The following is a 26207-nucleotide window of genomic DNA, read 5'->3' on the forward strand; positions in this document are numbered from 1 at the left end:
ACCATAATGCCCAAACTCTGGGGAGGACGCCATGGCTGAGCAAACACCAAGGGATACCACCGGCAAAAGCCGCTGGCGCATTCCTCTCCTGGTGGCCGAGTTCGGGGGGCTGGCGGTGCTGGTGGGCTCCATGAGCCTGCTCGGATCGAGCGCCCGGGAAGGTGAAAGCGTGGATCAGGCCTGGCTGCTGGTGCCGGCCCTGGCCAGCCTGGTGGTGTTCCTCAGCTTTCTCGGCCTGATGTATCTGCGCTGGATAAACGAAACCGGTGGCGGCGCCACCCGGCAGCGCATCACCTTCGCACTGCTGGCAGTCACCCTGCTCGGGGTCTGGGCCTTCGGCATCGCCCGCACCTGGCAAAGCATTGGCCAATAGCCGGTCACAAGGAGTTGTTCATGGCCACGCCACGATGTTTCTGCTTCGCCACCCTGGTGCTGGTACCCACCGCAGCCCTTGCCCAATCGCCGCAAACGGAGCGGGAGGTCGTGCCCCTTGAGGACTGCGCCCTGATCGAGAATGGCGTCCAGCGCCTGGCGTGCTACGACGCCGTGCTCAAGCCCGAATCCGCGCAGAAAAGAGCAGGCCCGGAGCAGGAGAAAGCCGTCGAGAGAGCGACCGACACCCTGGAAGTGAACGGCACCGGCGAGGTGACCGACGCCGCCGACGGCGAGGCTCAGGACGGCGATAATGGCGTAATGAACGCTCTGATGAACCGGTATGTGGCCACCGAGAGGGCCCTGTTCTCCTTCTCCGGCAGTTTTGTGAGCTATCGCCCCACTTACGTGATGCCACTCACCTACGTGGATTCTCCCAATACCAACCCGAGCTCCCCCACCCTGGGCGAGACCAGCTACGACGCCGGCCTGGACGACCAGGAGGCCAAGTACCAGATCAGCTTCAAGGTGCCGCTGCTGACCGGTGTGTTCGATGAGCGCACCACGCTCTGGTTCGGGTACACCCAGCTTTCGTTCTGGCAGCTGTTCAATGCCGACAGCTCCAAGCCCTTCCGCGAGACCAACTACGAACCGGAGATCTTCGCCCGCTACCAGACTGACCTGGACATTGGCCCCGGTACCCTCAACACCGTTTCACTGAGCCTCAACCACGAGTCGAACGGCCGCTCCGAGCCGCGCTCCCGGAGCTGGAACCGGATCACCAGCATGATCACCTACAGCTATGACCGCTGGCTGTTCATCGTCAATCCCTGGTACCGCATCCCCGAAGACTCCGACGAGGACGACAACCCGGACATAGAGCGCTACCTCGGCTACGGCAATTTTTGGGCTGTGTACAAATGGAATGACGACAAGACCCTGTCGCTGAAACTGCGCAACAACTTCCGTTCCAACGATAACCGGACGTCGGTGCAGTTGGGCTACAGCTTCCCCATGGGCGGTACATTGAAAGGCTATGTGGAATATTACAACGGCTACGGCGAGAGCCTGATCGACTATAACGAGCGCATCCAGCGTGTCGGCATCGGCGTGATGCTGAACGACTGGCTCTAGCGGCGTTCACCGGGAACGCCGCCACCAGGTTCCTTCTTCAGGTATCCAGCTCTTTCATTTCCGCCAGCAACTGCTCGGTTTTCTCCCGCATCAGGGGGATGTCTGCCCGGGACTCCACGTTCAGTCGCACCACCGGTTCGGTATTGGACATGCGCAGGTTGAAGCGCCAGTCCGCGAACTCCACGCTCAGGCCATCGACATGGCTCACTGACAGGGCGTCGGGGCCATAACGGGCCTCGATGGCCTTGATGACCTTGGGCGGGTCCTGAATGGTACGGTTGATCTCGCCGCTGGCCGGATAGGCCTCGATGCGGGCGTCAATCAGCGACGACAGGCTCTGGCCGGACTGGCACAGCCGCTCCGCCACCAGCAGCCAGGGGATCATGCCGCTGTCGCAGTAGGCAAAATCGCGGAAATAATGGTGGGCACTCATCTCGCCGCCGTAGACGGCGTCTTCGTCCCGCATACGCTGCTTGATGAAGGCGTGGCCGGTCTTGCTTTCCACCGCCTCGCCGCCGGCGGCCTCGACCAGGTCCAGGGTATTCCAGGTCAGGCGCGGGTCGTGGATGACCTTGCCGCCGCCGCATTTGCGCAGGAACTGGTCTGCCAGCAGGCCGACGATGTAGTAGCCCTCAATAAACCGGCCATTTTCGTCAAAGAAGAAGCAACGATCGTAGTCGCCGTCCCAGGCGATGCCCATGGCCGCTTTCTCCTTGACCACCGCCTCGGCGGTGACCGCCCGGTTCTCTTCCAGAATCGGGTTGGGCACACCGTTGGGAAAGTGACCGTCCGGCTCGTGGTGCAGGCGCACGAACTCGAACGGCAGGTGCGGCGCCAGGGCATCCACCACCACACCGGCACCGCCATTGCCGGCGTTCACCACCAGCTTGAGAGGCTTCAGGTCGGCCGTCTTGATGTAGCCCAGCAGGTGCTTCACGTACTCGGCTTCAACCTCAAGGCTCTGCCTGCTGCCGCGTTGGGGGGCGTCGGTAAAGGGCGCCGGCATCCGATCCCGGATGGCATTGAGGCCGTTATCGGAACTGATGGGCCGTGACTGCGGACCCACCATCTTCATGCCGTTGTGATCCCGCGGGTTATGGCTGGCGGTCACCATGATGCCGCCGTCCATGTCGTAGTGGCTGGTGGCGAAATAGACCTGCTCGGTGCCGCACAGACCGATGTCGTAGACGTCGGCACCGGCCGCCATCAGGCCCTCGGACAGGGCCTCGGTGATCTCCGGGCTGGACAGGCGGATGTCGTAGCCCACGATCACCTTGCGGGCACCGGTAATGGCCACGTAGGCGCGTCCGATGCGCTCCGCCAGCTCGGGGTTGAGCTGATCCGGCACCCGGCCACGGAGGTCATAAGCCTTGAAACAGGACAGATCCATTGCAGTCTCCTATCGTCGTCCCTGGCGGGAACTTTGTCTGAGGCATGAAAAAAGCGTGCCGCGATTATAACCGCTCGGCGCAGGACATACAGATCGGCGTCTGGCAGGCAGACTCGAATGCGGGAGGCTCAGGGAACGTCGGAAACAAAGGCACAGTGGTGCGCGCTGCACCGGAAGTGTGCGGGCGGCCCGGATGGACCGCCCGGCCAGGCTCACTCCGCAGAGGCGGACTGGAGCTGGATGTAGTTCTGGATGCCCATCTGGCCGATCATGTCGAGCTGGGTTTCCAGCCAGTCGATATGCTCTTCCTCACTGTCCAGGATGCTGCGGAACAGTTCACGGCTGCTGTAGTCCTTGACCTCCTCGCAATAGAGGATGGCCTCCTTGAGGTCCTTGTGGGCAATCATCTCGAGCTTGAGGTCCAGCTCGATCATTTCCTTGACGTTCTCGCCGATCAGCAGCTTGTTGAGATCCTGCAGGTTGGGCAGGCCTTCCAGAAAGAGGATGCGCTCGATCAGCTGATCGGCGTGCTTCATCTCGTCGATGGACTCTTCGTATTCCTTGGCTGCCAGGTGAGTGATCCCCCAGTCCCTATACATGCGCGAATGCAGGAAATACTGGTTGATTGCTGTCAATTCGTTGGTCAGCACCTTGTTAAGATACTGGATGACTTTCTTGTCGCCTTTCATGGCCGGGGCTCCTCTCTCAGCGTTTGGATAGAGCTAGGATAGTCCCATTGCCGGCAATAAAAAACCGCATAAGTAAATGATTCCCAATAGGCAGAGCCACCGGGAGAAGGGACATCGAAGGGCGGAGGGGATCAGGCGGGCTGGGCAAGCATGTTAGCCAGACCCAGGTAATCGGAGGACTGGGCCTCCCGCAGAATTTCACGGGCACTGCAGGCACAACGACCACACTGGCGACCTACACCCAGTTCCTTGCCAAGCTGGCGCATGGAGCTGCAACCGTTCTCGGCCGCTTTACGGATTTGATGGTCGGTGACACCGGTGCAGAGGCAAACGTACATTCTGTTAGTCTCATGTGTGACGAAAGTTAGTGATAATTATTGTCATTCGCATGAGTGAATGCAAGGCTCCTGCCGGGTTTTTGTGCAACTTTTCGCAATCGGCGGTCCTTTACTGTAACCGCTGCCCGGCCACGCTGGTCTTCACAGCCACTCCCGGGTGAGATTCCGTGGCCCAGTCTCGGTGACCACAATGTTGTCTTCGATACGGATGCCGCCACAGCCCTGCAGTTCCGCCAGCAGGCGGCCGTCCAGGTGGCGACCGAGGCGGCCCGCCCGTAGCGGCTCCAGGAGTGAGGGGATGAAATACAGCCCCGGCTCGATGGTCAGCACCATGGCCGGCTCCAGCACCCGGGTCAGCCGCAGCATGGGAAACTCCGCGGGCGCTGGCCGGGGCTTGCCCGCCACATCGTGCACCTGAACCCCCAGCAGGTGCCCGAGCCCATGGGGAAAGAAGCGACCGGTAACACCCTCCGCCACCATGGCCTCGCCGCTCAGGCCTTTGACCAGGCCACTGGCAGACAGCAGGGCTGCCAGCCCCAGGTGAGCCTTGTGATGGAGCTCGATGAAATCGGCTCCCGGCGCTGCCGCCTGCCAGAGCCGGCGCTGCAGACGCTCAATTCCCTCGATCAGCGCCGCGAGGGCGCCCTCCCCCTCCCCCGCCGTAGTGCGGGTGATGTCCGAGCCGTAGCCCCGGACGCGGGCGCCGGCATCAATCAGCAGGCTGCGGTGCCGCTCGGGGGCGGCCAGCTCGTAATGCTGGTAATGCAGCACGGCGGCGTGTTCGTTGAGACCGATGATGCTGTGGTAGGGCGCATCCACCTCGAGCTGGCCGGTGGCGGCCTGAAACGCCAGGCTTATCTCGAACTCGCTGGCACCGCTTGCGAACGCGGCCACCGCAGCGCGATGCCCGGCCGCCGCCGTCGCGCTGGCCTCGGCCAGGCAGGCTATCTCGTAGGGTGTCTTGTGGACGCGGGTCGCCTCCATTGCCGCCAGCAGATCCGGCGGGTTGATGTCACCCAGCGCCGCCGCAACCACTGCCGGATCCGCCACCACCGCCAGCCGGGGCATGCCGGGCAGCTCCGGGGCCGCCGTGGACGTTCGGCCCTGGATTTCAAAGAGCTCCTGCCAGGGTGAACCCGGCAACTCGGGGGTGGCATGCCAGAAATCCACCGGCGTATGGAGCCACAACCGTGGCTGCCGGCCCGGCTCGATCAACAGCCAGCCATGCTCCAGCCCGGCCAGGCTGGTCCAGTGCACGAACGCGGGAAAGCCGCGATGGTGATGGCGCTGATCGTCACCGTAATGCAGAGGTGCCGTGCCGGAACTGATCAGTACGGCGTCGTAATCGGACCCCGCGAGCAAAGCCTCGTAACGCTGCTGGAGGGTCCGGACATGGTCCCGCTGCAGGCTCGCCAGTTCAGTGGATGTCATCGGGATACTCCTCGAACCTAGGGCACGAATAAACCAAACGCCAGCGGCAGCATCAATGCGGTGAAGACTCCGGTCAGCCCCATGCCCAGGGAGGCAAAGGCGCCGGCAGTCGGGCTGATGGCAAAGGCCCGGGCGGTGCCGACCGCGTGGCCGTTCAGTCCCAGGGCAAAACCCAGGATACGATCATCGCGGATACCCAGCCACTGACCCAGGCCATCCACAAACAGCGTCGCCAGCACCCCGGTCACCAGCAGCCCTCCCATCATCAGCGACACCGAGCCGCCAAGCTGTTCGGTGATGCCAATAGCGATGGGCGCGGTCACCGATTTTGGCGCCACCGAGGCCAGCACTTCCGCCGAGGCTCCGAACACCGCCGCCAGCGCCAGGGCATAGCAGGCCGCCAGGGTCGCCGCCACCGGCAGGGTCACCAGGATCGGGCGCCAGAGCGCACGGATGTGATGCATCTGCTGATACAGCGGGACGCCCAGGGCCACCGTGGCCGGCCCCAGCAGCAGGGTCAGCCACTGGGCGCCCTCCCGGTATTGCCTGAAATCCAGCCCCAACACCACCAGGAAACCGCTGAGCAGGAACGCTGACAGGAGCACCGGCGGGCACCAGATTGGCTGGCGCAACAGGCGGAACAGCCGCTCACCGGCAAAAAAGGCCGCCAGGGTCAGCGCCACCGCCAGCATCGGCAGCCCGGACAGGGCGTCCACCAGCCCGCCGGCACGGAGCCAGAACTCAGTCATCGGAGGCGCTCCCGCCCCGGCCGCCGACCAGCGCCCGCATCACCAGCAGGGTGGTCACCACACTGAGCAGCGTGCCCAGCCCCAGCGCCACAGCCACCGCCAGCCACTGGCCGGCGAACTCATCCGCCAGGAAAAACACCCCCACCACCCCCGGCATGATCAGCAGCACCAGCACACTGATCAGCGCCTGACTGGCCCCGGCCAGGCCCTCGCCAATACGGCCATGAACCATCAACGCCAGGGTCATCAGCGCCATGCCGATCACGCCACCACTGACCGGCAGCAGAAACAGCCGCTGCAGCGCCTCGCCAACGAGATAGAAGAGCATCAGAACCAGAAAACCCCGCAGAACCGCCATGAACCGCCTTATCAGAGCAATGGGAAGCAATGGATAAGGGGAAGGCTAACCCTAACCGGGCAACCGCGCCACGCCAGCAACACAAAACCGCCGCATTCAGCGCCGGGGGCTGGACAGATGCAGGCGTCACACGTAAGATTGCGCACTCGAAATTGACGCGACAGCGATCATTTTCCGATTAGCGCCCGTAGCTTTTAGGCTGGGAGTGAAGCGAGCAGTACAGCTGAGTCGTGCGAATCACGACCATTCTGACTTCTCGAACAAAGTGTTTTTAGCGCCCGTAGCTTTTATGCTGGGAGCGAAGCGAGCAGTACAGCTGAGTCGTGCGAAGCACGACCGCTCTGACTTCTCGAACAAAGTGTTTTTAGCGCCCGTAGCTCAGCTGGATAGAGCGCTGCCCTCCGGAGGCAGAGGTCTCAGGTTCGAATCCTGACGGGCGCGCCATATTCCATAAAATAGCCCACCTCGCGTGGGCTTTTTTATGGAACTCTGGGTTGCCCGTTAGCCCTGATGAGAACCTGCGTTCGACAAATCGCGAGAGCGATTTGGGCGTCGGAGCTTAGCGACGACGGGGCAAAGCCCCGAAGATCGCCCACAAGGCGATCTGAGGCCATCCTGACGGGCGCGCCATACTCCATAGAATAGTCCCAACCCCGCCTGGGGTTTTTTATGGAATTTGTGCCGCCCTGCAATACCCTTTCGCGCCCGCTTAGAGTGGCGCAGCCGTCCAACCGCGTTCGACCATGCCCCAATAGAACATCCCGGACTGCTTCCCGAGAATCCTTGTCGAAACGCTGGAATCACAGGCTTTGCCGGCGAGCCCGTAGCATACGTGTAGGGGCAGCAGGTGTTCTTCCCGAGGATGACAGAACCGGGCGTAAGGAGCACACCGATCCCATTCAGCCAGCAACTGCCAGCGCCTGGACTCACTGAGCGAGGGATCGGTACAGGTCTGCTCCAGCCAGTTTTCGAAGGCCTGGTTACGGGCCTCCACCTCCGGCGTGTTGGCCTCGAAGAAGGCTTGCATGTTATGGAAAGAAAAACCCGATCCGATCACCAGCAGATTCTCGTAGTTAAGGCCCTGCAAAGCGCGGCCTATTTCCAGGTGGGTCTCGGCGTCCAGGGTATCGACCAGCGACAACTGCACACAGGGAATATCCGCCTCCGGGTACATTAGCTTGAGCGGCACGAACATGCCGTGATCAAAACCGCGCCGGGGATCGAGTCGTGCCGGAATGCCCGCCTGCTCCAGCATCTCCTGAATCCGGCCAGCCAGGGCCGGCTCGCCTGGGCAGGGGTAGCGGATGCGATAAGCCTCGGGCGGAAAGCCATGATAATCGTGGATCAACGGAGGTTGGTCTCCGGCGGTAATGGTCACCACCGACGCTTCCCAGTGGGCACTGATCACCAGGATGGCTGATGGCCTGCGCAGCTGGTCGGCAAAACCTCTGAGCACCGCCATCATGTCCTGATGGCCCGGGTCCCCCAGCAGGGGCAGCGGCCCGCCCCCGTGGGAAATGAACAGCATGACTTACACCCTCGCCCGCAGCAGGTTGTCCACTGCAAACCGGCCACCGCCCTGAATCGCAAGGGCCGCGCTGACGACGAACAGGGTCAGGGCATACTCATAGCCGTTGTTGGCCATGAACAGGCCATTGTCGATGTGCACGGCGAAGATGGCCACCAGCATGGTCAGCGCTGACACGATGGCCGCAGGTCGGGTGAGCAGCCCCACTACCAACGCCAGGCCGCCAAAGAATTCGGCACCGCCGGCCAGTAGCGCCATCAGGTAGCCGGGTTCCAGCCCGATGCTGGCCATCCATTGCCCGGTGCCCTCCAGACCATAGCCGCCGAACCAGCCAAACAGTTTCTGGGCGCCGTGGGCGGCGAGGATCAGACCGACCGGTACCCGGAGTATCAGGGCGGCAAAGCCGGCGTTGGACTGCAGCAGGGTTTGTGCGAAATGTGTGTTCATGGCATTCACCTCGATTGATCTTTCGTTGATGTAGCCGGGACCATGGCCCGGGTGATGTAGACACCTTACTATCACCGGATCTATCAACTAAGATCACTATTATTGCTTTATTATCAACGTTTCGTTGATTAATTCCGGATAGCCCAGGAAGGAGCACCCATGGACCGAATCGATGCCATGCGCGCCTTTGTCCAGGTGGTGCAGGAAGGCGCCTTTACCCGCGCAGCGGAGCGCCTGGAACTGTCACCACAACTGGTCAGCAAGTACATCTCCCAGCTGGAGCAGCACCTGGGGGTACGCCTGCTAAACCGCACCACCCGCAAGGTCCATCTCACCGAAGCGGGCGCCCGCTATTTCCAGGGCGCCCAGCAGGTGCTCAGCGACATTGAGGACATGGAAAACCAGCTCGGCGATCTTCAGGGTCAGGCCAGCGGCGTGCTGCGCATCAGTGCGCCGACCTCCTTTGCCATCCACCACATGTCGCCGATGCTGAGCGCGTTCCGCGAAGCCCACCCGGCAGTGGGCATCGACCTGCAACTGAACGACCGCAAGGTGGACATCGTGGAAGAGGGGTTCGACATTGCCCTGCGCATCGGCCATCTGAAAAGCTCCTCCCTGATCGCCAGGCGTATTGCCCCGGTCAGGTTGGTGCTGTGCGCATCCCCGGATTACCTGGCGCGCCATGGCACTCCGGAGAAGCCGGAGGATCTGGCACACCATCAGTACCTGCGCTACAGCTACCTGGAGCTGGAGGCCGGTCAGTCCCTGCAGAAGTCGCTGGCGGCCAGCGGCAACAACACAGCAATGACCAGCAACAACGGCGACGTGCTGGTGGCCGCGGCCATCTCGGGCGCCGGCATCGCCCTGCAGCCAACCTTCCTGGCGGGCCCCGCCATCAGCGCCGGCAGCCTCCGGATCCTCCTGCCCGATCACGAGCCAAGGCCCATGGGACTCTACGCGGTCTACGCCCACCGCCAGCTGCTGGCCAGCAAGGTGCGCAGCTTCATCGACTTCATCGACGGCTTTTTTGGCGACCCGCCTTACTGGGACCGGTTTGCTTAGTCGGTCCCCGGGCCGAGCGCCCATTCAGGACCAGATAGGCGCCTATCCCGATCAAGCCAGCCAGGATGACGTCGGAAACCAGCCACCATGGCCGAAAGTGAAAGGTCTTTTACCAAGTGGGCGTAGCGTCCGTTACCCACTTCAAGTCCTGTATGCATCCAGCTGCGACTGCAACTGTTCTGCAAGTGCTTTCAGTCGTTCCGACGCCTCGTTGGTTGCGGTGGCATTCTGCTGGCTGCTTTCGGCCATCTGGCGAATGTGCTCGAGGCGCTGGTTGATCTCCTCCGATACCTGACTTTGCTGTTCAGCGGCACTCGCCATCTCGATGTTGGTATCGCGTATACCGCGGACGCTTTCCCGTAACGATTCGATCGCCGCTCCGGTTTCCCGAATCATTGCGCTGGTTTCGGTCGCAAGTTTGCTCCCGACTTCGATCACCCCGGCCACACTGCTGGCTCCGTCCTGGAGACCCTGAATCTGGTTCTGGATTTCTTTTACCGAGTCCTGGGTGCGCCTCGCAAGGTTCCGGACCTCCTCAGAGACAACCGCAAACCCTCTGCCATGTTCGCCCGCTCTGGCCGCCTCGATGGCCGCATTCAGCGCCAGAAGATTGGTCTGTTCCGATATGTTCTCTATCACCGTCAGGATGCTTCCGATGTTGTCGGACGCTTCTCTCAGGGATGCCGCGGAACGGATCGATTGCTCGTTGTTGGTAAGCTGGCTCTGGATCTTCGCCGTGGTCTGTTCAATCAGTGACTGGCCGTTCTCGGCCAGTTCATCGGCCCCCCTGGCAATCGTCTCGGCTCTGGATGCACTCTCCGCCACCGTATGGGCCGTCGCTGCCATCTCGTTCATGGCCGTTGCAACCTGTTCGGTCTCACTGGTCTGAGTGGAGACCACAGCCGCGGAGTCCGCCGCTATGCCCCGCAGTTCGGCAGAGGCGTCCCGCAGTTTCTCCGACGATTTCTTGGTGTCAGAGATGGTGGCCTGCAATCGGTCCAGCAAGCGGTCAAAGGCCTGCGCCATGGCGCCCAGCTCGGTCTTGCTTGCAGAGCTGAATCGCAATGTCAGATCGCCCTCACCGCTGGCGATGTCATTGATGGCTGTGACCATGCGCTCAAGGGGCCTTACGACCACGAATTGAGCCAGAAGACTCAGACAGACGATGACAAGGATGCCCCCAATCACGATACCTACGATCGCGACCATGGTCTGGTCACGGACCATGCTGGACACCTCCGCCTGCGAGTAGCCCGTCACGATCTGGTAGTTCCAGGGAGCGAACTCCGCGCGTTCGAGGTTCCACTGCTCCGGGTTGGTCTCCAGAATGTTCAGCAGCTGTTCCGGAGTCACCGTATCGGAGTGCATCCGGAGTCTCTTCTGGTCGTCAATGAGTGCGATGAAGCCCTGGTCCAGCAAGCGCTCCGAGCTTATGGCTTTTTTCAGTTCAGCCAGATCCGCCGAGTAACCCACGTACCAGATACCGACGACGTCGCCGGCGCCATTTCGGATCGGGCTGTAGGCGGTTATGTAGGGATTACCGAGGATGTCCACCTGGCCAAAATAGGCCTCGCCGCGACTGATCGACTTGCCTGCGGCTCCGCTCATATTCAGTGTTGTTCCGATCGCGCGGGATCCATCATCCTTCTTGACGTTGGTTGAAACCCGGACAAAGTCCTGGCCATCGCGCACGAAAATGGTCGCGGTGCCGCCCATCACACGTGTCACCCCGTCCACCAGCTCGAAATTGTTGTTGATGAGGGTGTCCCCCAGGAACAGGGCCGGCGTCGTTTTGCCCGCGACCGGTGCCTCGCCCTGAACCTGCGCCTCCCCCAGCTGGCTGCCTCGTTCGATCAGCAGGTTCAGCGAACTGCGGACCCGCTCCGACATCAGTTCGTCGGTAATCGCCAGAGTGTTCCTGGTCTCATCCACCAGATCGCCGCGACTGTCCTGCACCTCCGAGATAATCGTATCTCGGGTATCGAGGGCGATCACCACACTCTCGATGGCTGCCAAAGCCAGGAGGACGACGGAAATGGAAACGATGAACAGCTTGCGAATGGTCATGGGAACTCCTATGGGTACTTGCCAACCCCACAACACTTTCAGAGTGGTACTTTACGTTTTGGAGCGTCCAGTCACCTGAAAACGGCCATGGGGTACTATGTCCGGCGGCCCTTGCGCTCCCTCTGTCCGGGGATGTCGCTTCGGGCAACACATATCCCGAGATTTGCCCCACGGCGCGACACCGAGAACTCGCCGAACCATGGCATGGGGCCTGCCAACTGCCCTCTCGCGACTGCACGAAAATCAAAGCACAGGCGGCAGCACTGCGCCATAAGCAGAGACAACTATTCTCCGGGCAGCGGCAAAGCAGCCTCTGGCCTATACGATTCTTCGCCTGCGCACCCAGGCCGCACGAACGGTTTCCGACGCCAGCCCCGCCAGCAACCCGAAGAATGGATCCACCCAGACGCAGACCAGTGCGGTCACCGCAATCACCGGCCAGCAGGAGGGCTTTGCGGCCCAGAGGCGCCGGGACAGGCCCAGTTCGACAGCCGCCACCAGCAGCAGCGCACCAAGACCGGCCACTGGAATGGCCGCCAAAGCGGACACGCCACCCGGTAGCAATGCCACCATCAGCAAAGTCAGCCCCAGCAGCACCGGCGCCAGGCCGGTACGGGCACCGAAGCGATAGTGCGCGGCCACACCCCCGGCGCCGTGGCACATGGGCAGGGCACCCAGCGGCACCAGGAGCAGGTTGGCCAGACCGGAACTCACCGACAGGCGGGCCGGTGACACGCGCTCGGGCTGTTTGCCGAAATAGTCCTCGACCACGAGGGCGGTCAGGACAATGGCGTTGGTGAGGGTAAGGGCCAACTGCGGTAAAACCAGGGTGGAAATGGCCTGTTGCCATTCGGCCAGGGTTGGCAGACCGGGCAGGGAGAATGCCACCGACTCCGCCCCGGGAAACATGATGCCCGGAGCGCCCATCACCGTTCCGATAGCCAGGGATCCGACAAATCCGATCAGCGCGGCAGGCCAGCCGGGCAGCAGCTTCAGGGTGACCACCAGCATCGCCAGGGTGACCAGACCCAGCACCGGGGAGGAGGCCATCAGGCCCAGGCTCATCTGGGCCAGCATCAGCCCCAGCCCCAACTGCAGACCGCTCAGCACCGAGCCCGGCACCAAGCGAGCGGCGCGGTTGATCCATCCGGTCATACCCAGCAGCAGCAGGACGACCCCGATCAGCAGACCGCTGGCCACCAGACTGCCGGCGGTCACCTGGGTGGTGAGCAACAAGGCGGCCACGGCCTTCATGGGCTGTACCGGCACCGGCAGGCGATAGTACAGCCCCGTGGCGATATAGAAGACGGCAAACCCCAGCAGCAGTGGGACCGGCGCCAGACCCGCCAGCCCGATAGCGCCAAGACTCAGCGGCAACAGGGTTCCCAGGTCGCCCAGCGCGCCACTGACTTCCCGCATGATCTGTTTCGGACTTGAAGCCATGCAGGCTCCCGATGTGTTTTATTGTTGTAATGGCTCAGGCATTGTACAAAACCCGCCCCAGCTCCCGGATATCATAACCGCCGAGCGCTTCGGCGCGCTGAACAAAGCGTTCACTGGCGGCAAACGCCAACAGAGCCTGGATCGCCGGCTCAAAGTAATAGCGCCTGCGCATCGCCAGGTCAAAGTGCTCCTGCTGCAGCGGGATGAACCCCAGGCCCTGGCGCCGCGCCGCCGCTTCGATCCCCACACCAATGTCCGCTTCACCCTGGCGGATGGCAAGGGCGAGATCGTCCTCGCTGAGGGACGGGTGGGCTGCCCAGGTCAGTTGCTTTTCATCGATCCGGTGGCGCGTCAGCAGACCCTGCAACAGATGGCTGACCCCGGCATCGGGCTGGCGATGGGCAAGGCGAATACCGGGCCGGGCGATATCCTCGATTCGCTCGATCCGGTGAGGGTTGCCGGCGGCCACCAGAAGCCCCTGCTGCCGCCTGGCCCACCGGATCACCACCAGATCCCGCATTCCGCTCAGCCCGAGGGTGCCCGGGTCGTTATAACGCTCGCTTTCCACATGCCAGATATGCATCCCCGCCAGCATGGCACGGCCACCGATCAACCTCTGTACGCCATCGCCACTGCCCTGGCATAGCAACGCCAGCTCCGCCCCGCTCTCCTTGACGGCCCACTCCAGCAACGGGTCCTGGCTGCCCGCCAGCACCGGGGGCGTGGGTGAGCTTGAGGCGTCATCCCCTTCCAGGTGGTTCATCAGCCACAGGTCAATACGCTGCCGGGGGAAAAGCAGTTTTCCGGTCACCCGCACGCAGGGGATCACCCCCTGGCTGACCAGGTCGTAGACCTTGCGCTCTTTCAGGCGCAGATACTCGGCCGCCTCGGCGGTGGTGAGGTAAGCGGGAAGGGGCATGGGTCACTCCTGTTGTTCAACAGAAAGCACAAAGTTGTTTTTGGCTGCATATTTTTCATCAGGCTGTGCAAAGCGTAGTTAAAAGCGCCAGGATGCTCAATATCAAGGAGACGCAACTGTGGAAGAACAAAATGCGTTCTATGTGGCACTGTCGCTGCTGCTGAATTTTGACGCCACGCTTTTTCAGATTGTCGCGCTGTCACTTCAGGTGTCGCTGCTGGCGGTTCTCTTTGCCGCTGTGCTGGGCTTTCCCCTTGGCGCCGCGGTGGCGCTGTGGCAATTTCCCGGCCGCGGCGGGGTGGTTGTGGCACTCAATGCCCTGATGGGCCTGCCGCCAGTGGTAGCGGGGCTCGTGGTCTATCTTTTGCTCTCACGCGCCGGCCCCCTGGGTGATTGGGGGCTCCTGTTCACGCCCGGCGCCATGGTCGTTGCCCAGGTGGTGCTGGTGTTGCCCATCCTGGCGGCGCTGTCGCGCCAGAAAGTCGAGGAGCTGCTGGGAGAATACCGCGAGCAGTTCGTTTCCCTGGGCATGTCCCGGGGCCGCATGATGCCCACCCTGTTGTGGGATGCCCGCTTCGCCCTGATGACAGTGCTGCTGGCCGGGTTTGGCCGCGCCAGCGCCGAAGTGGGCGCGGTGATGATGGTCGGCGGCAATATCGAGGGAGTCACACGGGTGATGACCACCGCCATCGTGCTGGAAACCGGCAAGGGCAACCTGCCCCTGGCGCTGGGTCTGGGGATTGTGCTCCTTGGCCTGGTCATGCTGATCAACGCGGGCGTTTACATACTGGGTGAAAGCACCCGGAGGCGGGCAGGATGACCTCGAGCATGCCGTGTCTGGCCGCCTCCGCACTTTACCCGCCGCCTGCGCTGTGTTTTGACAACGTCAGCTTCAGCCACCATGGCAAACTCCTGCTGGGGCCCTGCTCTTTTACCCTGGATGACATCGGGCCGACCCTGGTGATGGGCCCCAACGGTGCCGGCAAGAGTCTTCTGCTGCGCCTGGCCCACGGTCTGCTCGCGCCCTCGGAAGGCCGGGTGTCCTGGTCAGGCGAGGGCCGCCCCCGCCAGGCCATGGTGTTCCAGCACGCGGTGCTGTTACGCCGCTCGGCGATGGCCAACCTGATTCACGCCCTGGCGGTGAATAATGTGCCCCGCAAGGCCCGCGCGAAGCTGGCCGCCGATGCGCTCGAGCGGTTTGGCCTGACCGCCTCCAGCCACACCCCGGCCCGCGTGCTTTCCGGTGGCGAGCAGCAGCGCCTGGCTCTGGCCCGTGCCTGGGTGCTTTCACCCCAGGTGCTGTTCCTGGATGAGCCCACCTCTGCGCTGGACCCGGCCGCCATCAAGGCCGTGGAGGCCGCGGTGCGGGAGTTTCATCAGCGGGGCACCCGCATCGTGATGACCAGCCACGACCTGCATCAGGCCCGGCGTCTCGCCGGTGACGTGCTGTTTCTCTCAAACGGAAAAATCCGCGAGCACAGCCCTGCTGAGCGCTTTTTCGACAGCCCCGCCTCACCCCAGGCCCGGGCGTTTGTCAGTGGGGAGCTGGTCGAATAATTCCGCCCTGGCAGCGTTGCCGCCAAACCCTTGCTCTGAAGATGCTTTCAACACACCATAGGAGAACAACAAGATGAAGAGAACCCTGAACCTCCTGCTCGCCGGCGTGACCAGTCTGGGTCTGGCGTTCAGCGCCTGTGCCGAGGACTACATCACCCTGGCCTCCACCACGTCCACCGAGAACTCGGGCCTGTTCGATGCCATCATCCCGCAGTTCAAGGAAACCACCGGTATCGACGTGCGCGTGGTGGCGGTGGGCACCGGCCAGGCCTTCGAGATCGCCCGCCGTGGCGACGCCGACAGCCTGCTGGTGCACGATACCGCCGGCGAGAAGCGCTTTGTGGAGAATGGCTTCGCCAGCGAGCGCGCCGATGTCATGTACAACGACTTCGTGCTGATCGGTCCGGCCAGTGACCCTGCCAATATCGCGGAAGCCACCACCGCCGCCGAAGCCTTCGCGGCGATCGCCAATGCCCAGGCCCCCTTTGCCTCCCGGGGCGATGACAGCGGCACCAACCGAGCCGAGCTGCGGCTGTGGAAGAACGCAGGTGTCGAACCTGAAGGCGACTGGTACCGGGAGCTGGGCAGCGGCATGGGGCCGACCCTCAACACCGCCGCGGCCATGGATGCCTACGTCATGTCCGACAGGGCCACCTGGGTGGCCTTCGGCAACCCGCGCAATCTGAAGCTGCTGTTCGAGGGCGACGAAATCATGTTCAACCAGTACGGCAGCCTGCTGCTGTCCGAGGAAAAACACCCGCACCTCAAGCACGACATGGCCCAGCAGTGGCACAACTGGCTGATTTCCGACGATGGCCAGCAGGCCATTGCCAACTTCAAGGTGAACGGCCAGCAGCTGTTCTTCCCCAACGCGAAATAAGAGCCATACCCGACCGCAACGCCACCGGCGACGGCCGGCAGGTTACTGGTCCAGTGAGAAGCCCCGGCGTTGCCGGGGTTTTTTGTGACCGGCGGGCATGCACGACCAAGGTCGATGCCAGGGCACTGGTCGGCGCTCAGCGAGCCTTCGTACAATCAGCCACTGCATACAGCCATGCCCGCTCACGTGGGCTGTTTTTCCCGAGTGCCAAATACGCTAATCTCTGGCGACCGCCGTGGGAATTGATGTCCCTGGCGCTCCTGAAAGGCCACAACAATAATGACCATGACACCTCTGTTGCCGGACCCCAAAGACCCTCGGCTCTCCCGTACAGTGGACGGCACCGACGAGAACGGTCAATCCAAGTCGATCAGCGTGATCGAGGAACGTCCCCTGACCATCTACCTGAACAGTCAGGAGATCGTCACCGCGATGACCATCGGCGATCACCCGAAGTTTCTGGCGCTGGGTTTTCTCCTCAACCAGGGCATGCTGAAAGAGACCGACCAGGTCACCGGTATCGACTTCGACGAAGAGCTTGAAGTGGCGGTGGTCCGTACCGCCGGCGCCACCGATGTGGAGCACAAGCTGGAAAAGAAAACCCGGACGTCGGGCTGCGCTGTGGGTACCGTCTTTGGCGACATGATGGCGGGGCTGGAAGGCCTGGCTTTGCCGGACACACCGGTACACACCAGTACTTTCTATGACCTCTCGTACCAGATCAACCACACGCCCAGCCTGTACATGGAAACCGGCGCCATCCACGGTACCGCGCTCTGCCAGGGCCGCCAGATCCTGGCCTACATGGAGGATGTCGGACGCCACAACGCGGTGGACAAGATCGCCGGCTGGATGCACCTGAACGGCATCACGGCGGCCGACAAGGTGCTGTACACCACGGGCCGCCTGACCTCGGAAATGGTGATCAAGACCGCCCTGATGGGCATACCCACCCTGATCAGCCGCTCCGGTTTTACCGCCTGGGGCGCGGATATCGCCCGGCAAGTGGGTCTGACCCTGATCGGCCGGATGCGCGGCAAAAAATTCACCTGCCTCAGCGGTGAGCACCGGCTGGTGTTCGACCAGGACCTATCGCAGATTCCAGAGGAAGACCGCAAGATGCGGCGCAAGGGGGCGGAGCATGACTGAATGCGCCGTCATCCTCGCCGGCGGCCAGGCCCGCCGCATGGGCGGCGGCGACAAGGGCCGCCTGATGCTGGGCGATCGCTCCCTGATCGAACGGGTGATCGGGCGGATCTCACCCCAGGTGGATGCCGTGGTGCTGAACGCCAACGGGGATCTGAGCCGTTTCAGTGACCTGGGGCTGCCGGTGGTGCCTGACTCCGTCGGCGGCTATGCCGGCCCCCTGGCGGGGGTGCTGGCGGGTATGGACTGGGCCGCTGAACAGGGCCATGACTGGCTGATCAGCGTCGCCGCGGACACCCCGAGCTTCCCGCTGGACCTGGCCAAACGCTTGGCCGAAGCGGATACGCCGGTGGTGCTGGCGGCGACACCGGATCCGGAGCGGGGCCGGTTGCCCCAGCCCACGTTTGGCCGATGGCAGGTGGCCCTGCGCCATGACCTGAGGGCTGCCCTCAACCAGGGCGTACGCAAGATCCGCCACTGGACCCAGGCCCAGGGCGAAACCCTGGTGGTGTTCGGCCCGGACGACTTCTTCAACATCAACACCCCGGACGATCTGGCCTGGGCGGAGCAGCATCTTAAATGAAGGTTATCGGCATCGTAGGCTGGAAGAACTGCGGCAAAACCACCCTGGCCGCGGCACTGATCCGCGAGCTGTCCGGCCGTGGGCTGACGGTCAACTCCATCAAGCACGCCCATCACGGCGTGGACGTGGACCAGCCCGGTACCGACAGCCACCAGCACCGGCAAGCCGGCGCCCGCGAGGTCATCCTGGCCGGCGGCCAGCGCTACGCCATCATGCATGAGCTGCGGGGCGCCGAGGAGCCCACCCTTGAAGACCTGCTGGCCCGGCTCGGGCCCTGCGACTGGGTGGTGGTGGAAGGCTTCAAGGCCCATCCCCATGCCAAGATCGAAGTGCACAGGCAGGCCTGCGCCCGCCCGCCCCTGTTCCCGGGCGACGCCAGCATCATTGCGGTGGCGGCGGACCATGACACCGGATTCCGGGGACCGGTTTTCGATCTCAACGATGCCAGCGGGATCGCCGACTTCATCCTGGACCTGGAGGCACTGTGAAGCCACTTCAGAACGATTGCTTTGCCCTGCCTCCCGGCGTGAACTGGACGCCGGTTGAGGAAGCCCTGGCGCGCCTGCGATCGCGCCTGCATCCGGTGGTGGATGTGGATGACGCGCTACCACTGGCCCGGGCGAATGGCCGCATACTGGCGAAGGATGTCCACGCCCCACGGGCCCATCCCCCCAGCAGCAATTCCGCCGTGGACGGCTATGCCTTTGCCGGCCCCCTGAGCCGGGTGCCCTGCACCCTGGCCCTGGTGGCCGGCCGCAGCGCCGCCGGCGACCCCTATACCGGACGGGTACCCGAGGGCCACGCCATCCGCATCCTCACCGGCGCCGTCATCCCGGCCGGCACCGATACGGTGGTGCTGGAAGAGGACTGCGAGGTCATCGATGGCCAACTGCACCTGAACGGTACCCTGAAAGCGGGGGCCAACGCCCGCAAGGCCGGCGAGGACATCCAGGTCGGCGACCGGATTCTTGCGGCCGGCACCCGCCTGACACCCACCCAGATCTCCGTACTGGCCAGCGTCGGCGTCGAATCGGTGGATGTCTACCAGCGCCTGCGTGTGGGTGTGCTGTCCACCGGTGATGAAGTAAAACCGGTGGGTTCGGCGGTCACCGAGTGGCAGATCTACGACGCCAACCGCCCCATGCTCAGCGGCCTGGTGAGCCAGCTTGGCTATGAGCTGGTGGACCTGGGCCACGCTCTTGACCGGGCCGAGGATGTCAGGGCCGCCCTGGAACGCGGCACTGGCCTGTGCGACCTGATCCTGACCAGCGGGGGTGTCTCCGCCGGGGATGAGGACCACGTTTCCAAGACCCTTAAAGCCCACGGCACGATCAGCAACTGGCGCATCGCCATCAAGCCCGGCCGCCCCCTGGCGCTGGCCATGTTCCAGGGCAAACCGGTGGTGGGCCTGCCCGGCAACCCGGTGGCCGCCTGGGTCTGCGCGCTACGCTTTGGCGCGCCAGCGATGGCGTTGCTGGCCGGCGCTGAGTGGTTCGAGCCGCAGGCCTACCTCATGCCCGCCAATTTTCACAAGAACAAGAAACCCGGGCGCAGCGAGATGTTGCGGGCCCGGGTACGGGACGGCGCGGTTGAGGTGTTTGGCTCGGAAGGCTCTGGGCGGGTCACCGGACTGGCCTGGTCGGAAGGCCTGGTGGAGCTGGACGAGAGCGCCCGGCAGATCGAGCCGGGCACCCCCGTGCGCTTTATTCCCTACGGCAGCTTCGGGCTTTAGTGTCCCGTCTGGTTAATTCGTTGACCAGACGGACACTGGTCAGTCCACACTGCCGTGCACGGCAAAGGCTTCCAGCGAGGCATCCTGCGGAGCCCGGGAGCGATAGGTTTCCTCCACGCCCAGATCAGTCAGCGTGCGGCTGACCATCAGCAGGGTATTGTCCTCGAAGTCCTCGCACATGCTGCGCATCTGGTCGATTTCCTCGCAGGCCACCGGGTAGGCCGCCTCCAGGTTCGGCGCGCCGTAATGGTCCACAAACGTTTGCGCCAGGGTCCGGCGCAGGCGCTCCAGTTCCGCTTCGGTGATGTGGCAGACCCCGACAAAGCTGGCACGGCCACCGGACTCGATGCTGTACCAGCCGTTACTGAAAGCCTGACGCGCCTTGCCCGTGAGCCGGGCCTCGGTCCAGTTGGAAAACTCGAAGCCGCCGGAGATGGCCCACTCACCGCTGGGGGCCGGCTGTTCAAATACGTTGTCGTCGGAGACGTCCAGTCGCAGGGTTCGGGCCAGTTTCATAGGCGTTCCTTCAGAGGTGTTCTGCAAATTCGATCAGGCTCACTGTTTCGGTCATCACACCCTGGCGCAACAGCATCCGGCCCTTTTCATCCAGGCCCACGAAAGTGCCGGGCCTTGGCCGCTCGATCATTTCACCCAGGGTGTCGCAGCGGGGCCGCCACTCGTTGTGGACGCGCTCGAAGCCGCTGTCCAGGAAGTAGGTCAACCACAGCAGGGTATGCTTGGACCAGCTTTCCAGTAGCGCCATGGGCGTAATATTGATGCAGCCTTCCTCATGCAGGCAGGTCTGGTCCGGCGTTTCCCCCGGCTCCCCGCTCACCTGGGTAAAGGGCACGTGGATGCCGATGACCAGCCAGCTGGGCTGCGCCTTGGGGTCGGATACATCCGCCGCGTAACGAACGCCCCCACAGACCGCGCCATTGACCTTGATGCGGTCGGGCCACTGGAAGTGCACGGGCACCTCCGGCGGGGCCAGGGCCCCGAGGCTCTCTGCCAGGCCGATCTGGGCGACGTAAACAGCCTGGATGGCTTCTTCCAGCGGCGTTTCGGGTGCCAGTACCAGCGCCGCGCGCAAGGTGTCGCTCGCCTCGGAATAGAAAATGGTCCCTGAATCGACCCCCGCAATGGCCCGGCTGACGGCCTTTTCGAACGGATCGGTATGCCGGGGCACCGCGACGCCCGAAAGCAACGGCGGAAACTGGGGCGACTCGATCATCGGATGGCCCGGGCGTAAAGTTCGGAGCCGATGATTTCATCGGCGATACGCTGGAAGGCACGGGACTGGGGACTGTCCGGCTTTGACACCACGATGGGAACGCCGCCGTCCGAGCCGATGCGGATGTCCAGATCGAGTGGAATTTCCCCCAGGAAGGGCGCGCCCAGCTTGGCGGCCTCCGCCTTGGCCCCGCCGGAGCCGAACGGATGGTGCTGCTTGCCACAGCCATCGCAGATAAAGGAGGCCATGTTCTCGATCAGGCCGAACAGCGGCACCTCCATCCGGTTGAACATATCGATGCCCTTGCGGGCGTCCAGAAGGGCGATGTCCTGCGGGGTGGAAACCACCACGGCGCCGGCGACATGGAATTTCTGGCTCAGGGTCATCTGGACATCGCCGGTGCCCGGCGGCAGGTCCACCAGCATCACGTCCAGGCGTCCCCAGTCCACCTGGTTCATCATCTGCTGCAGGGCGCCCATCAGCATGGGCCCGCGCCAGATAATGGCCTCATCGGGGGGGCTCATCAGACCCAGGGACATGAGGGTCACGCCGTGGTTGCGCAAAGGCAGTATGGTGTGGCCGTCGGGGCTGGACGGGCGGCCGGACACCCCGAGCATGCGGGGCTGGCTGGGACCATAGACGTCGGCATCCAGCAGGCCCACCTTCAGGCCTTTCGAGGCCAGCGCCACCGCGAGGTTGCTGGCCACGGTGGATTTGCCCACACCGCCCTTGCCGGAGGCGATGGCGATGATGCGGTCGACACCCTTGGGGTTCTTGTCCTGCGGTCGGGGCGCGTCGGTACCGATCAGGTTGTCTTTTTTTCCTACTTCGGTGTACTGAACCATCTTGATTCCTAATTTGTTACGGGGAGCTGCTCGCTGGCTCCTCAGCTGTCCAGGTAGTCATCACTGGTGCGCACCCGTGGGCGTTCGCCTGCGGCCATGGGCGCGCTGTTGCCATGGAACTGGGCCTTGACCCGGCAGTCGTCACACATCTTGATGAGCTGGACGTTGTCGGAATTTGTGTACATCCAGTGCAGGTTTTCCAGTTTCTGGACAATGCGGTTGATGGTGCTGGCGACCCCAAAGGGCTTGCCGCACTTGATGCATTCAAACGGGTCTTCGCCATGCAGCGGCCGGGCGCTCAGAGCGGCCTTGGACACATCCAGCTGGGGCTTCAGCGTGATCGCTGTCTCGGGACAGGTGCTCTCGCAGATGCCGCACTGGACACAGGCGTTCTCGGTGAACTGGACCTCCGGCCGGTCCGGATGATCGCCAAGGGCGCCGGTGGGGCACAGGGAAACACAGGCCAGACAGAGGGTGCACCTGTCGGGATTAATCTCGATGGCGCCGTAGGGGGCGCCTTTCGGCAGCGGGATCGGGGTATCGATCTTGCCGGCCATGGCAGCCACGGTGACCCGGGTGATATCACGACGCCCGCCCACCAGCAGGACCGGCTCACTTACCCGCCCGGCGTTGTCACCGGGGGCGCTGAGTTCGTCCGCGGCGATGATCCGCACCCGGCTGGGGGAATTGTGGGTGCCTGCAAGCATGGCCCGAGCCAGTTCCACTTCAGCGGCCAGGGCCTCGCGGTCCGCGTCGCTGTCGGCCAGCACCAGCACCTCGGCATAGCCGGCGCCAAAGGCCGCCAGTATTTCGGCATGGCCGATACGGTCGACATGCTCCAGGCCCAGCGGAATCAGGTCGTCCGCCAGGCCTTCGCCATAGCGTGCCAGCCGGGCAATGGTGTCACCGCCAGCGGTATAGCTGTGAATAACCAGCCGCGGCGACTCGCTGGTGTGCTCGCGGTACACCCGGCCCATCACCTCCATGACCTTGGTCAGGCTCTCGAAGGGGGTTTCGTTCATGGTGACGGCGGAGGTGGGGCAGACCGCCGCGCAGGAGCCGCAGCCGGCGCAGATATCGGAGTCGATCTGGATGTGGTCACCGGCGGAGAAGATGGCCTCGGTGGGGCAGACGTCCAGACAGCGGGTGCAGCCAGGCTTGTTCGCCCGGGAGTGAGCGCACAGGGACGTCTCCAGGTGGAAATACACGGTTTTCTCGAACTCGCCCACCATCTCCCTGGCGGTCAGGGCGATACGCTCCAGCTCCCCGGTCCGGGCCGGATCGGCCCAGAAGTAGCCGTTGCGCTTCTCATGGCTGGGAAACGCCGGCTCGCCGCCACGAAGGTCGATCAGCACATCGCATTCACTTTGGCTGGTGGCCTTCACCTCGCCATACCCCGGGGCGCCGCGGCCGGCCGGATTCAGCGCCTGCAGCTGGGCAAACTCCAGTTTGAAATTGCCCAGTGCACCCCGGGCGGCGGTCAGCTTGCCACGGGCCACATCGTAAGCAGCGGAAGGCAGCTGGATGGGGCCGGCGTCCGTGACGATACAGGTGACACCGAGTTGGTCCTGCACCAGTTCGGCCATGCGGACGGCCTGGTCGGTGGGACCGACAATGCAGCAGACGCCGCTGGAATGGATGCTCTTCACCGGCGAAACAGGAGGCGGCAGCTGGCCGGCGGCCATTAACGCGGCCTGCTTGGCGTGTAGCCGTTCGGGCCTGGCGTCGGCGGCGCTCCAGCCGGCGCGGTCCCGGATATCAATGGTCGCCAGCGGCGCTGAATGACCGAATTCAGTCTGAATATCGTCACTCAGACGCTCGAACAGCGCGGCCTGCTGGCCGCAGGCCACCAGCACCTCGGCGCCACCACCAAGGTGCTCGGCGGCAGTATTCATGTCGTGGCCGCAGAGCTGATCCACCACGATCACCTGCTCGGCGGCGGCCGCCGTCTTCAGTGCCTCGGAGTCAAAGGACTGGGTTTTGTCGCAGGTGCACAACAGTAGGGTTTTATATGCCGTCATCAGGATCTTTACTCTTTTCGTTCTTGTTATACGTATACGTTCCAGAGCTATAGTTAGAGCATGGCACAGCCCGACAAGCTTGGACAATTGGCTAATGGGCTAATTGTTGAACGTTTGCTACCGTAGACTGAAAAGAGTAGCGCCATGAGCCTGATTGAGAAGTGGAACCGCGAGTTACAAGTGGGTGCAGTCGTTCGCCGCACACCTGGCGTGACCCGCTGGGCAAAGGATATCTGGACGCCGGTGGCCGTTATACCGGGGGCACCGCAGGCGTTCTGGAAAGAGCTGGTCCGTGATGGCGAGGTGGTGGACTACCACGCCGGCACCGTGACCATGGATCTGCATCGCGCCGATGTGGAAGCCTATCTGGTCTCCCTCAACATGATCGTTCCGTCGGTCTGGATCGTAATGGACAGGGACGAGACCAGGCAATCACCCTCCGGCTGGTTTGTCAGCGGAATTACAGCCAGTGCCTACGAGGCGCAGGACGCGCTGGACAGCGGTGAAAGCATCGTGGAACCGGTCCCCATTCCGGAATCCATGGCTGCCTGGATCAAAGAATTCATCGACATGCATTATGTGGAAGAGCCGTTCAAAAAGCGCCAGCGGAACAAAACCCGTGTCGATATTGTCGAAGATGGTAAAGGCGACCCCCGGATTCGTCAGCGCGCTGACGTGTATCGGGCGCCCACCAAAATAAAAAAGCCGGACATTCACTGATGACTGAATCACGCCTGCAACGCTGGTCCCGAATCAAGCGGGACGCTGCCAGACCGGCCGAGCCCCCTGCCCCGGCGACTGTCGAGCCCGAGGTATCGGCAGAGGAGCGGGAACTGGCGATCAATGAATCCCTGCCCGAACACGAAGTGCTGGCAAAGTACGGCCTGCCGGATCCGGATGCCATAGAGCTTGGCACCGACATCACCGGCTTCATGCGAAAAGAGATCCCCGAACTCCTCCGGCGCAGGGCGCTGCGCAAGCTCTGGACCTCCAACCCCGTGCTGGCGGTGCTGGACGGGCTCAACGACTACGACCAGGATTTCACCCTCGCCGCAAGCGGGGGCAACGCTGTCCAGACCCTTTACAAGGTAGGCCAGGGTTTTATCGAAAAAACCCGAAAGGTAGCCGAGCAGATCGAGGACCAACCGGAGGAACCGGTCGCGACGTCGACCGTCAGGCCACCGGAAGCGACCACCAGAAGCCCGGAGCCGGAAGGTGCTGCCGAGCTCCCGCAGCCGCCCCAGAAGCCCGAGCCCGTAATTGCCAGCGCCGATACCGAAGCGGAACCCGAACCTCGCTACAGGCCCCGGATGCGTTTTGACTGAACCTGATCGAACGCACTATTGCGTGGGGGATCTTTCAGGTCTATAAAGATAAATAGTTCACAATTTAAACAATAATATAAAGGACTGAGAGTTGAGCAACACCGCCGAAGTTACGTGCCCCCGCTCGATCAGCGAAGAGGATCGGGCGCGCGCCCAAATCTACCAGTTGCTGGGTGTCCTGCTCAGCAACCCGCCCTCAAGCGAGCTGCTTCGGGGGCTGGCCTCCTTGCGGGGTGATGACACCCCCCTGGGAGCCGCCACCAAGAATCTGGCCGCTCTTGCCGAGCGCACCAACCCCCATGACGCCGAGCGCGAATTCAACAACCTGTTCATCGGCATCGGCCGCGGTGAACTGCTGCCGTACACCAGTTATTACCTGACCGGCTTCCTGAACGAGAAACCCCTGGCGGATCTGCGTGGCGACCTGATGGCCCGTGGCATCAAAGCCAGTGAAGGCATCAAGGAGCCGGAAGATCACATGGGTACGCTGTGCGAGATCATGGCGGGCATCATTACGGGCGAATTCCCGTGCGACAGCGGCCTGTCTTCCCAGAAAGCCTTTTTTGACGCCCACCTGGCCAAGTGGGCATCGCTGTTTTTCACCGATTTGGAGGAGGCGCAAAGCGCCGTGTTCTACGCCCCTGTGGGCTCGCTGGGTCGAGCTTTCATGGCCGTGGAAGCGGACGCGTTTGCACTTCAGTAACCGGGATCTGCGATCCCTTAACCCAGGTGGAGGTGTCCTATGGACCACCCGAAGCACGACAACAGCCGCCGTAATTTCCTGCGGATAGCGGCAACCGCGGTTCCGGCTGCTGTTGCACTGGCTGTTGCACCAAACGCCGCGGCCCAGGCCGTCAAGAAAGACGTTCCGAAAAGCAGCGGTCTGCGTGACACAGAGCATACACGCAAATATTTCGAATCGGCTCGCTTCTGAAGAAGCGTGAGTCATCCAAGGTTGCG

29 protein-coding genes and 1 tRNA gene are annotated in these 26207 nt (G+C 63.0%); 15 read left to right on the forward strand and 15 right to left on the reverse strand.

What is annotated here, in order from left to right; genetic code table 11:
* The first annotated feature begins 31 nt into the window (after window positions 1-31).
* Complete coding sequence (locus R3280_RS01195; protein ID WP_318996748.1) at window positions 32-373, forward strand: hypothetical protein; 342 nt, start codon at window positions 32-34, stop codon at window positions 371-373.
* Window positions 374-393: 20 nt separating this feature from the next.
* The gene (locus R3280_RS01200) at window positions 394-1506 is read left to right on the forward strand and encodes a phospholipase A (protein WP_318996749.1); all 1113 of its coding nucleotides are present in this window, start codon (window positions 394-396) and stop codon (window positions 1504-1506) included.
* Window positions 1507-1543: 37 nt separating this feature from the next.
* On the opposite strand, the gene R3280_RS01205 is transcribed toward R3280_RS01200, so the two are convergent.
* The 6 genes from R3280_RS01205 to R3280_RS01230 all read right to left on the reverse strand — a co-directional run bounded on the left by R3280_RS01205 (window position 1544) and on the right by R3280_RS01230 (window position 6461).
* A complete protein-coding gene (locus tag R3280_RS01205; RefSeq protein ID WP_318996750.1) occupies window positions 1544-2896 on the reverse strand; it encodes a phosphomannomutase in 1353 nt (450 codons plus the stop codon).
* Window positions 2897-3108: 212 nt separating this feature from the next.
* On the reverse strand, window positions 3109-3585 hold the full coding sequence (bfr, locus tag R3280_RS01210) for a bacterioferritin (protein WP_318996751.1): 477 nt from the start codon (window positions 3583-3585) through the stop codon (window positions 3109-3111).
* A gap of 131 nt (window positions 3586-3716) precedes the next feature.
* Window positions 3717-3923, reverse strand: a complete 207-nt coding sequence (locus R3280_RS01215) for a bacterioferritin-associated ferredoxin (protein WP_318996752.1) — start codon at window positions 3921-3923, stop codon at window positions 3717-3719.
* A gap of 141 nt (window positions 3924-4064) precedes the next feature.
* Window positions 4065-5354 (reverse strand): Xaa-Pro dipeptidase, encoded by a 1290-nt coding sequence (pepQ, locus tag R3280_RS01220; RefSeq protein WP_318996753.1) that lies wholly within the window; start codon window positions 5352-5354, stop codon window positions 4065-4067.
* A gap of 17 nt (window positions 5355-5371) precedes the next feature.
* Window positions 5372-6103, reverse strand: coding sequence for an LrgB family protein (locus tag R3280_RS01225; RefSeq protein WP_318996754.1), 732 nt, complete (start codon window positions 6101-6103; stop codon window positions 5372-5374).
* Complete coding sequence (locus R3280_RS01230) at window positions 6096-6461, reverse strand: CidA/LrgA family protein (RefSeq protein WP_318996755.1); 366 nt, start codon at window positions 6459-6461, stop codon at window positions 6096-6098. Before R3280_RS01230 ends, R3280_RS01225 begins: the two co-directional genes overlap by 8 nt.
* Window positions 6462-6828: 367 nt before the next feature.
* Between R3280_RS01230 and R3280_RS01235 the strand changes: the two genes are divergently transcribed.
* A tRNA-Arg gene (locus tag R3280_RS01235) sits at window positions 6829-6905 on the forward strand.
* A 265-nt stretch (window positions 6906-7170) separates the two neighbouring features.
* Here R3280_RS01235 and R3280_RS01240 read toward each other — a convergent pair.
* Both R3280_RS01240 and R3280_RS01245 read right to left on the reverse strand, forming a co-directional pair.
* Window positions 7171-7926, reverse strand: coding sequence for a class III extradiol ring-cleavage dioxygenase (locus tag R3280_RS01240; RefSeq protein ID WP_318996756.1), 756 nt, complete (start codon window positions 7924-7926; stop codon window positions 7171-7173).
* A 66-nt stretch (window positions 7927-7992) separates the two neighbouring features.
* Entirely contained in the window at window positions 7993-8436 is a 444-nt protein-coding gene (locus tag R3280_RS01245) for a DoxX family protein (protein ID WP_318996757.1), read from the reverse strand.
* Window positions 8437-8595: 159 nt separating this feature from the next.
* Between R3280_RS01245 and R3280_RS01250 the strand changes: the two genes are divergently transcribed.
* On the forward strand, window positions 8596-9498 hold the full coding sequence (locus R3280_RS01250; protein WP_318996758.1) for a LysR family transcriptional regulator: 903 nt from the start codon (window positions 8596-8598) through the stop codon (window positions 9496-9498).
* Between the two features lie 141 nt (window positions 9499-9639).
* On the opposite strand, the gene R3280_RS01255 is transcribed toward R3280_RS01250, so the two are convergent.
* From R3280_RS01255 to R3280_RS01265, 3 genes are all read right to left on the reverse strand, one after another.
* Window positions 9640-11565 carry a methyl-accepting chemotaxis protein gene (locus R3280_RS01255; RefSeq protein WP_318996759.1) on the reverse strand — a complete coding sequence of 642 codons (1926 nt, stop codon included), beginning with the start codon at window positions 11563-11565 and terminating at the stop codon, window positions 9640-9642.
* A 318-nt stretch (window positions 11566-11883) separates the two neighbouring features.
* On the reverse strand, window positions 11884-13008 hold the full coding sequence (locus R3280_RS01260) for a putative sulfate/molybdate transporter (RefSeq protein ID WP_318996760.1): 1125 nt from the start codon (window positions 13006-13008) through the stop codon (window positions 11884-11886).
* A gap of 34 nt (window positions 13009-13042) precedes the next feature.
* A complete protein-coding gene (locus R3280_RS01265; RefSeq protein ID WP_318996761.1) occupies window positions 13043-13927 on the reverse strand; it encodes a helix-turn-helix transcriptional regulator in 885 nt (294 codons plus the stop codon).
* Between the two features lie 118 nt (window positions 13928-14045).
* Between R3280_RS01265 and R3280_RS01270 the strand changes: the two genes are divergently transcribed.
* The 7 genes from R3280_RS01270 to R3280_RS01300 all read left to right on the forward strand — a co-directional run bounded on the left by R3280_RS01270 (window position 14046) and on the right by R3280_RS01300 (window position 19825).
* Window positions 14046-14747: an ABC transporter permease gene (locus R3280_RS01270; protein WP_318996762.1), complete on the forward strand. Its 702-nt coding sequence runs from the start codon at window positions 14046-14048 to the stop codon at window positions 14745-14747.
* Between the two features lie 8 nt (window positions 14748-14755).
* Window positions 14756-15484 carry an ATP-binding cassette domain-containing protein gene (locus R3280_RS01275; protein WP_318996763.1) on the forward strand — a complete coding sequence of 243 codons (729 nt, stop codon included), beginning with the start codon at window positions 14756-14758 and terminating at the stop codon, window positions 15482-15484.
* 73 nt (window positions 15485-15557) lie between these two features.
* Window positions 15558-16364 (forward strand): substrate-binding domain-containing protein, encoded by an 807-nt coding sequence (locus R3280_RS01280; protein ID WP_318996764.1) that lies wholly within the window; start codon window positions 15558-15560, stop codon window positions 16362-16364.
* A 279-nt stretch (window positions 16365-16643) separates the two neighbouring features.
* The gene (locus R3280_RS01285) at window positions 16644-17513 is read left to right on the forward strand and encodes a formate dehydrogenase accessory sulfurtransferase FdhD (RefSeq protein WP_318996765.1); all 870 of its coding nucleotides are present in this window, start codon (window positions 16644-16646) and stop codon (window positions 17511-17513) included.
* A complete protein-coding gene (mobA, locus tag R3280_RS01290; RefSeq protein WP_318996766.1) occupies window positions 17506-18093 on the forward strand; it encodes a molybdenum cofactor guanylyltransferase MobA in 588 nt (195 codons plus the stop codon). Before R3280_RS01285 ends, mobA begins: the two co-directional genes overlap by 8 nt.
* A complete protein-coding gene (mobB, locus tag R3280_RS01295) occupies window positions 18090-18581 on the forward strand; it encodes a molybdopterin-guanine dinucleotide biosynthesis protein B (RefSeq protein WP_318996767.1) in 492 nt (163 codons plus the stop codon). The genes mobA and mobB overlap by 4 nt, the downstream gene beginning before the upstream one ends.
* On the forward strand, window positions 18578-19825 hold the full coding sequence (locus tag R3280_RS01300) for a molybdopterin-binding protein (protein ID WP_318996768.1): 1248 nt from the start codon (window positions 18578-18580) through the stop codon (window positions 19823-19825). The genes mobB and R3280_RS01300 overlap by 4 nt, the downstream gene beginning before the upstream one ends.
* Before the next feature lie 39 nt (window positions 19826-19864).
* Here R3280_RS01300 and R3280_RS01305 read toward each other — a convergent pair whose 3' ends face one another.
* Genes R3280_RS01305 through R3280_RS01320 form a run of 4 tightly spaced genes read right to left on the reverse strand, consistent with a single transcriptional unit; the run spans window position 19865 to window position 23922 of the window.
* Window positions 19865-20341 carry a DUF6505 family protein gene (locus tag R3280_RS01305; protein ID WP_318996769.1) on the reverse strand — a complete coding sequence of 159 codons (477 nt, stop codon included), beginning with the start codon at window positions 20339-20341 and terminating at the stop codon, window positions 19865-19867.
* 10 nt (window positions 20342-20351) lie between these two features.
* Entirely contained in the window at window positions 20352-21056 is a 705-nt protein-coding gene (locus R3280_RS01310) for a biotin/lipoate--protein ligase family protein (protein ID WP_318996770.1), read from the reverse strand.
* Window positions 21053-21901, reverse strand: a complete 849-nt coding sequence (locus tag R3280_RS01315) for an Mrp/NBP35 family ATP-binding protein (RefSeq protein WP_318996771.1) — start codon at window positions 21899-21901, stop codon at window positions 21053-21055. The genes R3280_RS01310 and R3280_RS01315 overlap by 4 nt, the downstream gene beginning before the upstream one ends.
* Window positions 21902-21942: 41 nt before the next feature.
* Window positions 21943-23922 carry a 4Fe-4S binding protein gene (locus R3280_RS01320; protein WP_318996772.1) on the reverse strand — a complete coding sequence of 660 codons (1980 nt, stop codon included), beginning with the start codon at window positions 23920-23922 and terminating at the stop codon, window positions 21943-21945.
* Window positions 23923-24066: 144 nt separating this feature from the next.
* On the opposite strand from R3280_RS01320, the gene R3280_RS01325 reads away from it, so the two are divergent.
* The 4 genes from R3280_RS01325 (at window position 24067) to R3280_RS01340 (ending at window position 26181) form a co-directional block, all read left to right on the forward strand.
* Window positions 24067-24642 carry a DUF3305 domain-containing protein gene (locus R3280_RS01325; protein WP_318996773.1) on the forward strand — a complete coding sequence of 192 codons (576 nt, stop codon included), beginning with the start codon at window positions 24067-24069 and terminating at the stop codon, window positions 24640-24642.
* Entirely contained in the window at window positions 24642-25247 is a 606-nt protein-coding gene (locus tag R3280_RS01330) for a DUF3306 domain-containing protein (RefSeq protein WP_318996774.1), read from the forward strand. Before R3280_RS01325 ends, R3280_RS01330 begins: the two co-directional genes overlap by 1 nt.
* Window positions 25248-25338: 91 nt before the next feature.
* Window positions 25339-25950 (forward strand): molecular chaperone, encoded by a 612-nt coding sequence (locus R3280_RS01335; RefSeq protein WP_318996775.1) that lies wholly within the window; start codon window positions 25339-25341, stop codon window positions 25948-25950.
* Window positions 25951-25989: 39 nt separating this feature from the next.
* Window positions 25990-26181, forward strand: a complete 192-nt coding sequence (locus R3280_RS01340) for a hypothetical protein (RefSeq protein ID WP_318996776.1) — start codon at window positions 25990-25992, stop codon at window positions 26179-26181.
* Window positions 26182-26207: the final 26 nt, after the last annotated feature.

The sequence above is a fragment of the Marinobacter sp. genome, assembly GCF_033722195.1.
Classification (GTDB): domain Bacteria; phylum Pseudomonadota; class Gammaproteobacteria; order Pseudomonadales; family Oleiphilaceae; genus Marinobacter.

Bases quoted from the DNA above. Each gene is read 5' to 3' on its own strand.
- pepQ (WP_318996753.1), bottom strand. From the start codon at position 5,354: ATGACATCCACTGAACTGGCGAGCCTGCAGCGGGACCATGTCCGGACC.
- mobB (WP_318996767.1), top strand. From the start codon at position 18,090: ATGAAGGTTATCGGCATCGTAGGCTGGAAGAACTGCGGCAAAACCACC.
- R3280_RS01260 (WP_318996760.1), bottom strand. From the start codon at position 13,008: ATGGCTTCAAGTCCGAAACAGATCATGCGGGAAGTCAGTGGCGCGCTG.
- bfr (WP_318996751.1), bottom strand. From the start codon at position 3,585: ATGAAAGGCGACAAGAAAGTCATCCAGTATCTTAACAAGGTGCTGACC.
- R3280_RS01340 (WP_318996776.1), top strand. From the start codon at position 25,990: ATGGACCACCCGAAGCACGACAACAGCCGCCGTAATTTCCTGCGGATA.
- R3280_RS01240 (WP_318996756.1), bottom strand. From the start codon at position 7,926: ATGATGGCGGTGCTCAGAGGTTTTGCCGACCAGCTGCGCAGGCCATCA.
- R3280_RS01195 (WP_318996748.1), top strand. From the start codon at position 32: ATGGCTGAGCAAACACCAAGGGATACCACCGGCAAAAGCCGCTGGCGC.
- R3280_RS01305 (WP_318996769.1), bottom strand. From the start codon at position 20,341: ATGAAACTGGCCCGAACCCTGCGACTGGACGTCTCCGACGACAACGTA.
- R3280_RS01330 (WP_318996774.1), top strand. From the start codon at position 24,642: ATGACTGAATCACGCCTGCAACGCTGGTCCCGAATCAAGCGGGACGCT.
- R3280_RS01320 (WP_318996772.1), bottom strand. From the start codon at position 23,922: ATGACGGCATATAAAACCCTACTGTTGTGCACCTGCGACAAAACCCAG.
- R3280_RS01255 (WP_318996759.1), bottom strand. From the start codon at position 11,565: ATGACCATTCGCAAGCTGTTCATCGTTTCCATTTCCGTCGTCCTCCTG.
- mobA (WP_318996766.1), top strand. From the start codon at position 17,506: ATGACTGAATGCGCCGTCATCCTCGCCGGCGGCCAGGCCCGCCGCATG.
- R3280_RS01245 (WP_318996757.1), bottom strand. From the start codon at position 8,436: ATGAACACACATTTCGCACAAACCCTGCTGCAGTCCAACGCCGGCTTT.
- R3280_RS01205 (WP_318996750.1), bottom strand. From the start codon at position 2,896: ATGGATCTGTCCTGTTTCAAGGCTTATGACCTCCGTGGCCGGGTGCCG.
- R3280_RS01230 (WP_318996755.1), bottom strand. From the start codon at position 6,461: ATGGCGGTTCTGCGGGGTTTTCTGGTTCTGATGCTCTTCTATCTCGTT.
- R3280_RS01310 (WP_318996770.1), bottom strand. From the start codon at position 21,056: ATGATCGAGTCGCCCCAGTTTCCGCCGTTGCTTTCGGGCGTCGCGGTG.
- R3280_RS01250 (WP_318996758.1), top strand. From the start codon at position 8,596: ATGGACCGAATCGATGCCATGCGCGCCTTTGTCCAGGTGGTGCAGGAA.
- R3280_RS01215 (WP_318996752.1), bottom strand. From the start codon at position 3,923: ATGTACGTTTGCCTCTGCACCGGTGTCACCGACCATCAAATCCGTAAA.
- R3280_RS01315 (WP_318996771.1), bottom strand. From the start codon at position 21,901: ATGGTTCAGTACACCGAAGTAGGAAAAAAAGACAACCTGATCGGTACC.
- R3280_RS01285 (WP_318996765.1), top strand. From the start codon at position 16,644: ATGACCATGACACCTCTGTTGCCGGACCCCAAAGACCCTCGGCTCTCC.
- R3280_RS01265 (WP_318996761.1), bottom strand. From the start codon at position 13,927: ATGCCCCTTCCCGCTTACCTCACCACCGCCGAGGCGGCCGAGTATCTG.
- R3280_RS01280 (WP_318996764.1), top strand. From the start codon at position 15,558: ATGAAGAGAACCCTGAACCTCCTGCTCGCCGGCGTGACCAGTCTGGGT.
- R3280_RS01200 (WP_318996749.1), top strand. From the start codon at position 394: ATGGCCACGCCACGATGTTTCTGCTTCGCCACCCTGGTGCTGGTACCC.
- R3280_RS01325 (WP_318996773.1), top strand. From the start codon at position 24,067: ATGAGCCTGATTGAGAAGTGGAACCGCGAGTTACAAGTGGGTGCAGTC.
- R3280_RS01225 (WP_318996754.1), bottom strand. From the start codon at position 6,103: ATGACTGAGTTCTGGCTCCGTGCCGGCGGGCTGGTGGACGCCCTGTCC.
- R3280_RS01275 (WP_318996763.1), top strand. From the start codon at position 14,756: ATGCCGTGTCTGGCCGCCTCCGCACTTTACCCGCCGCCTGCGCTGTGT.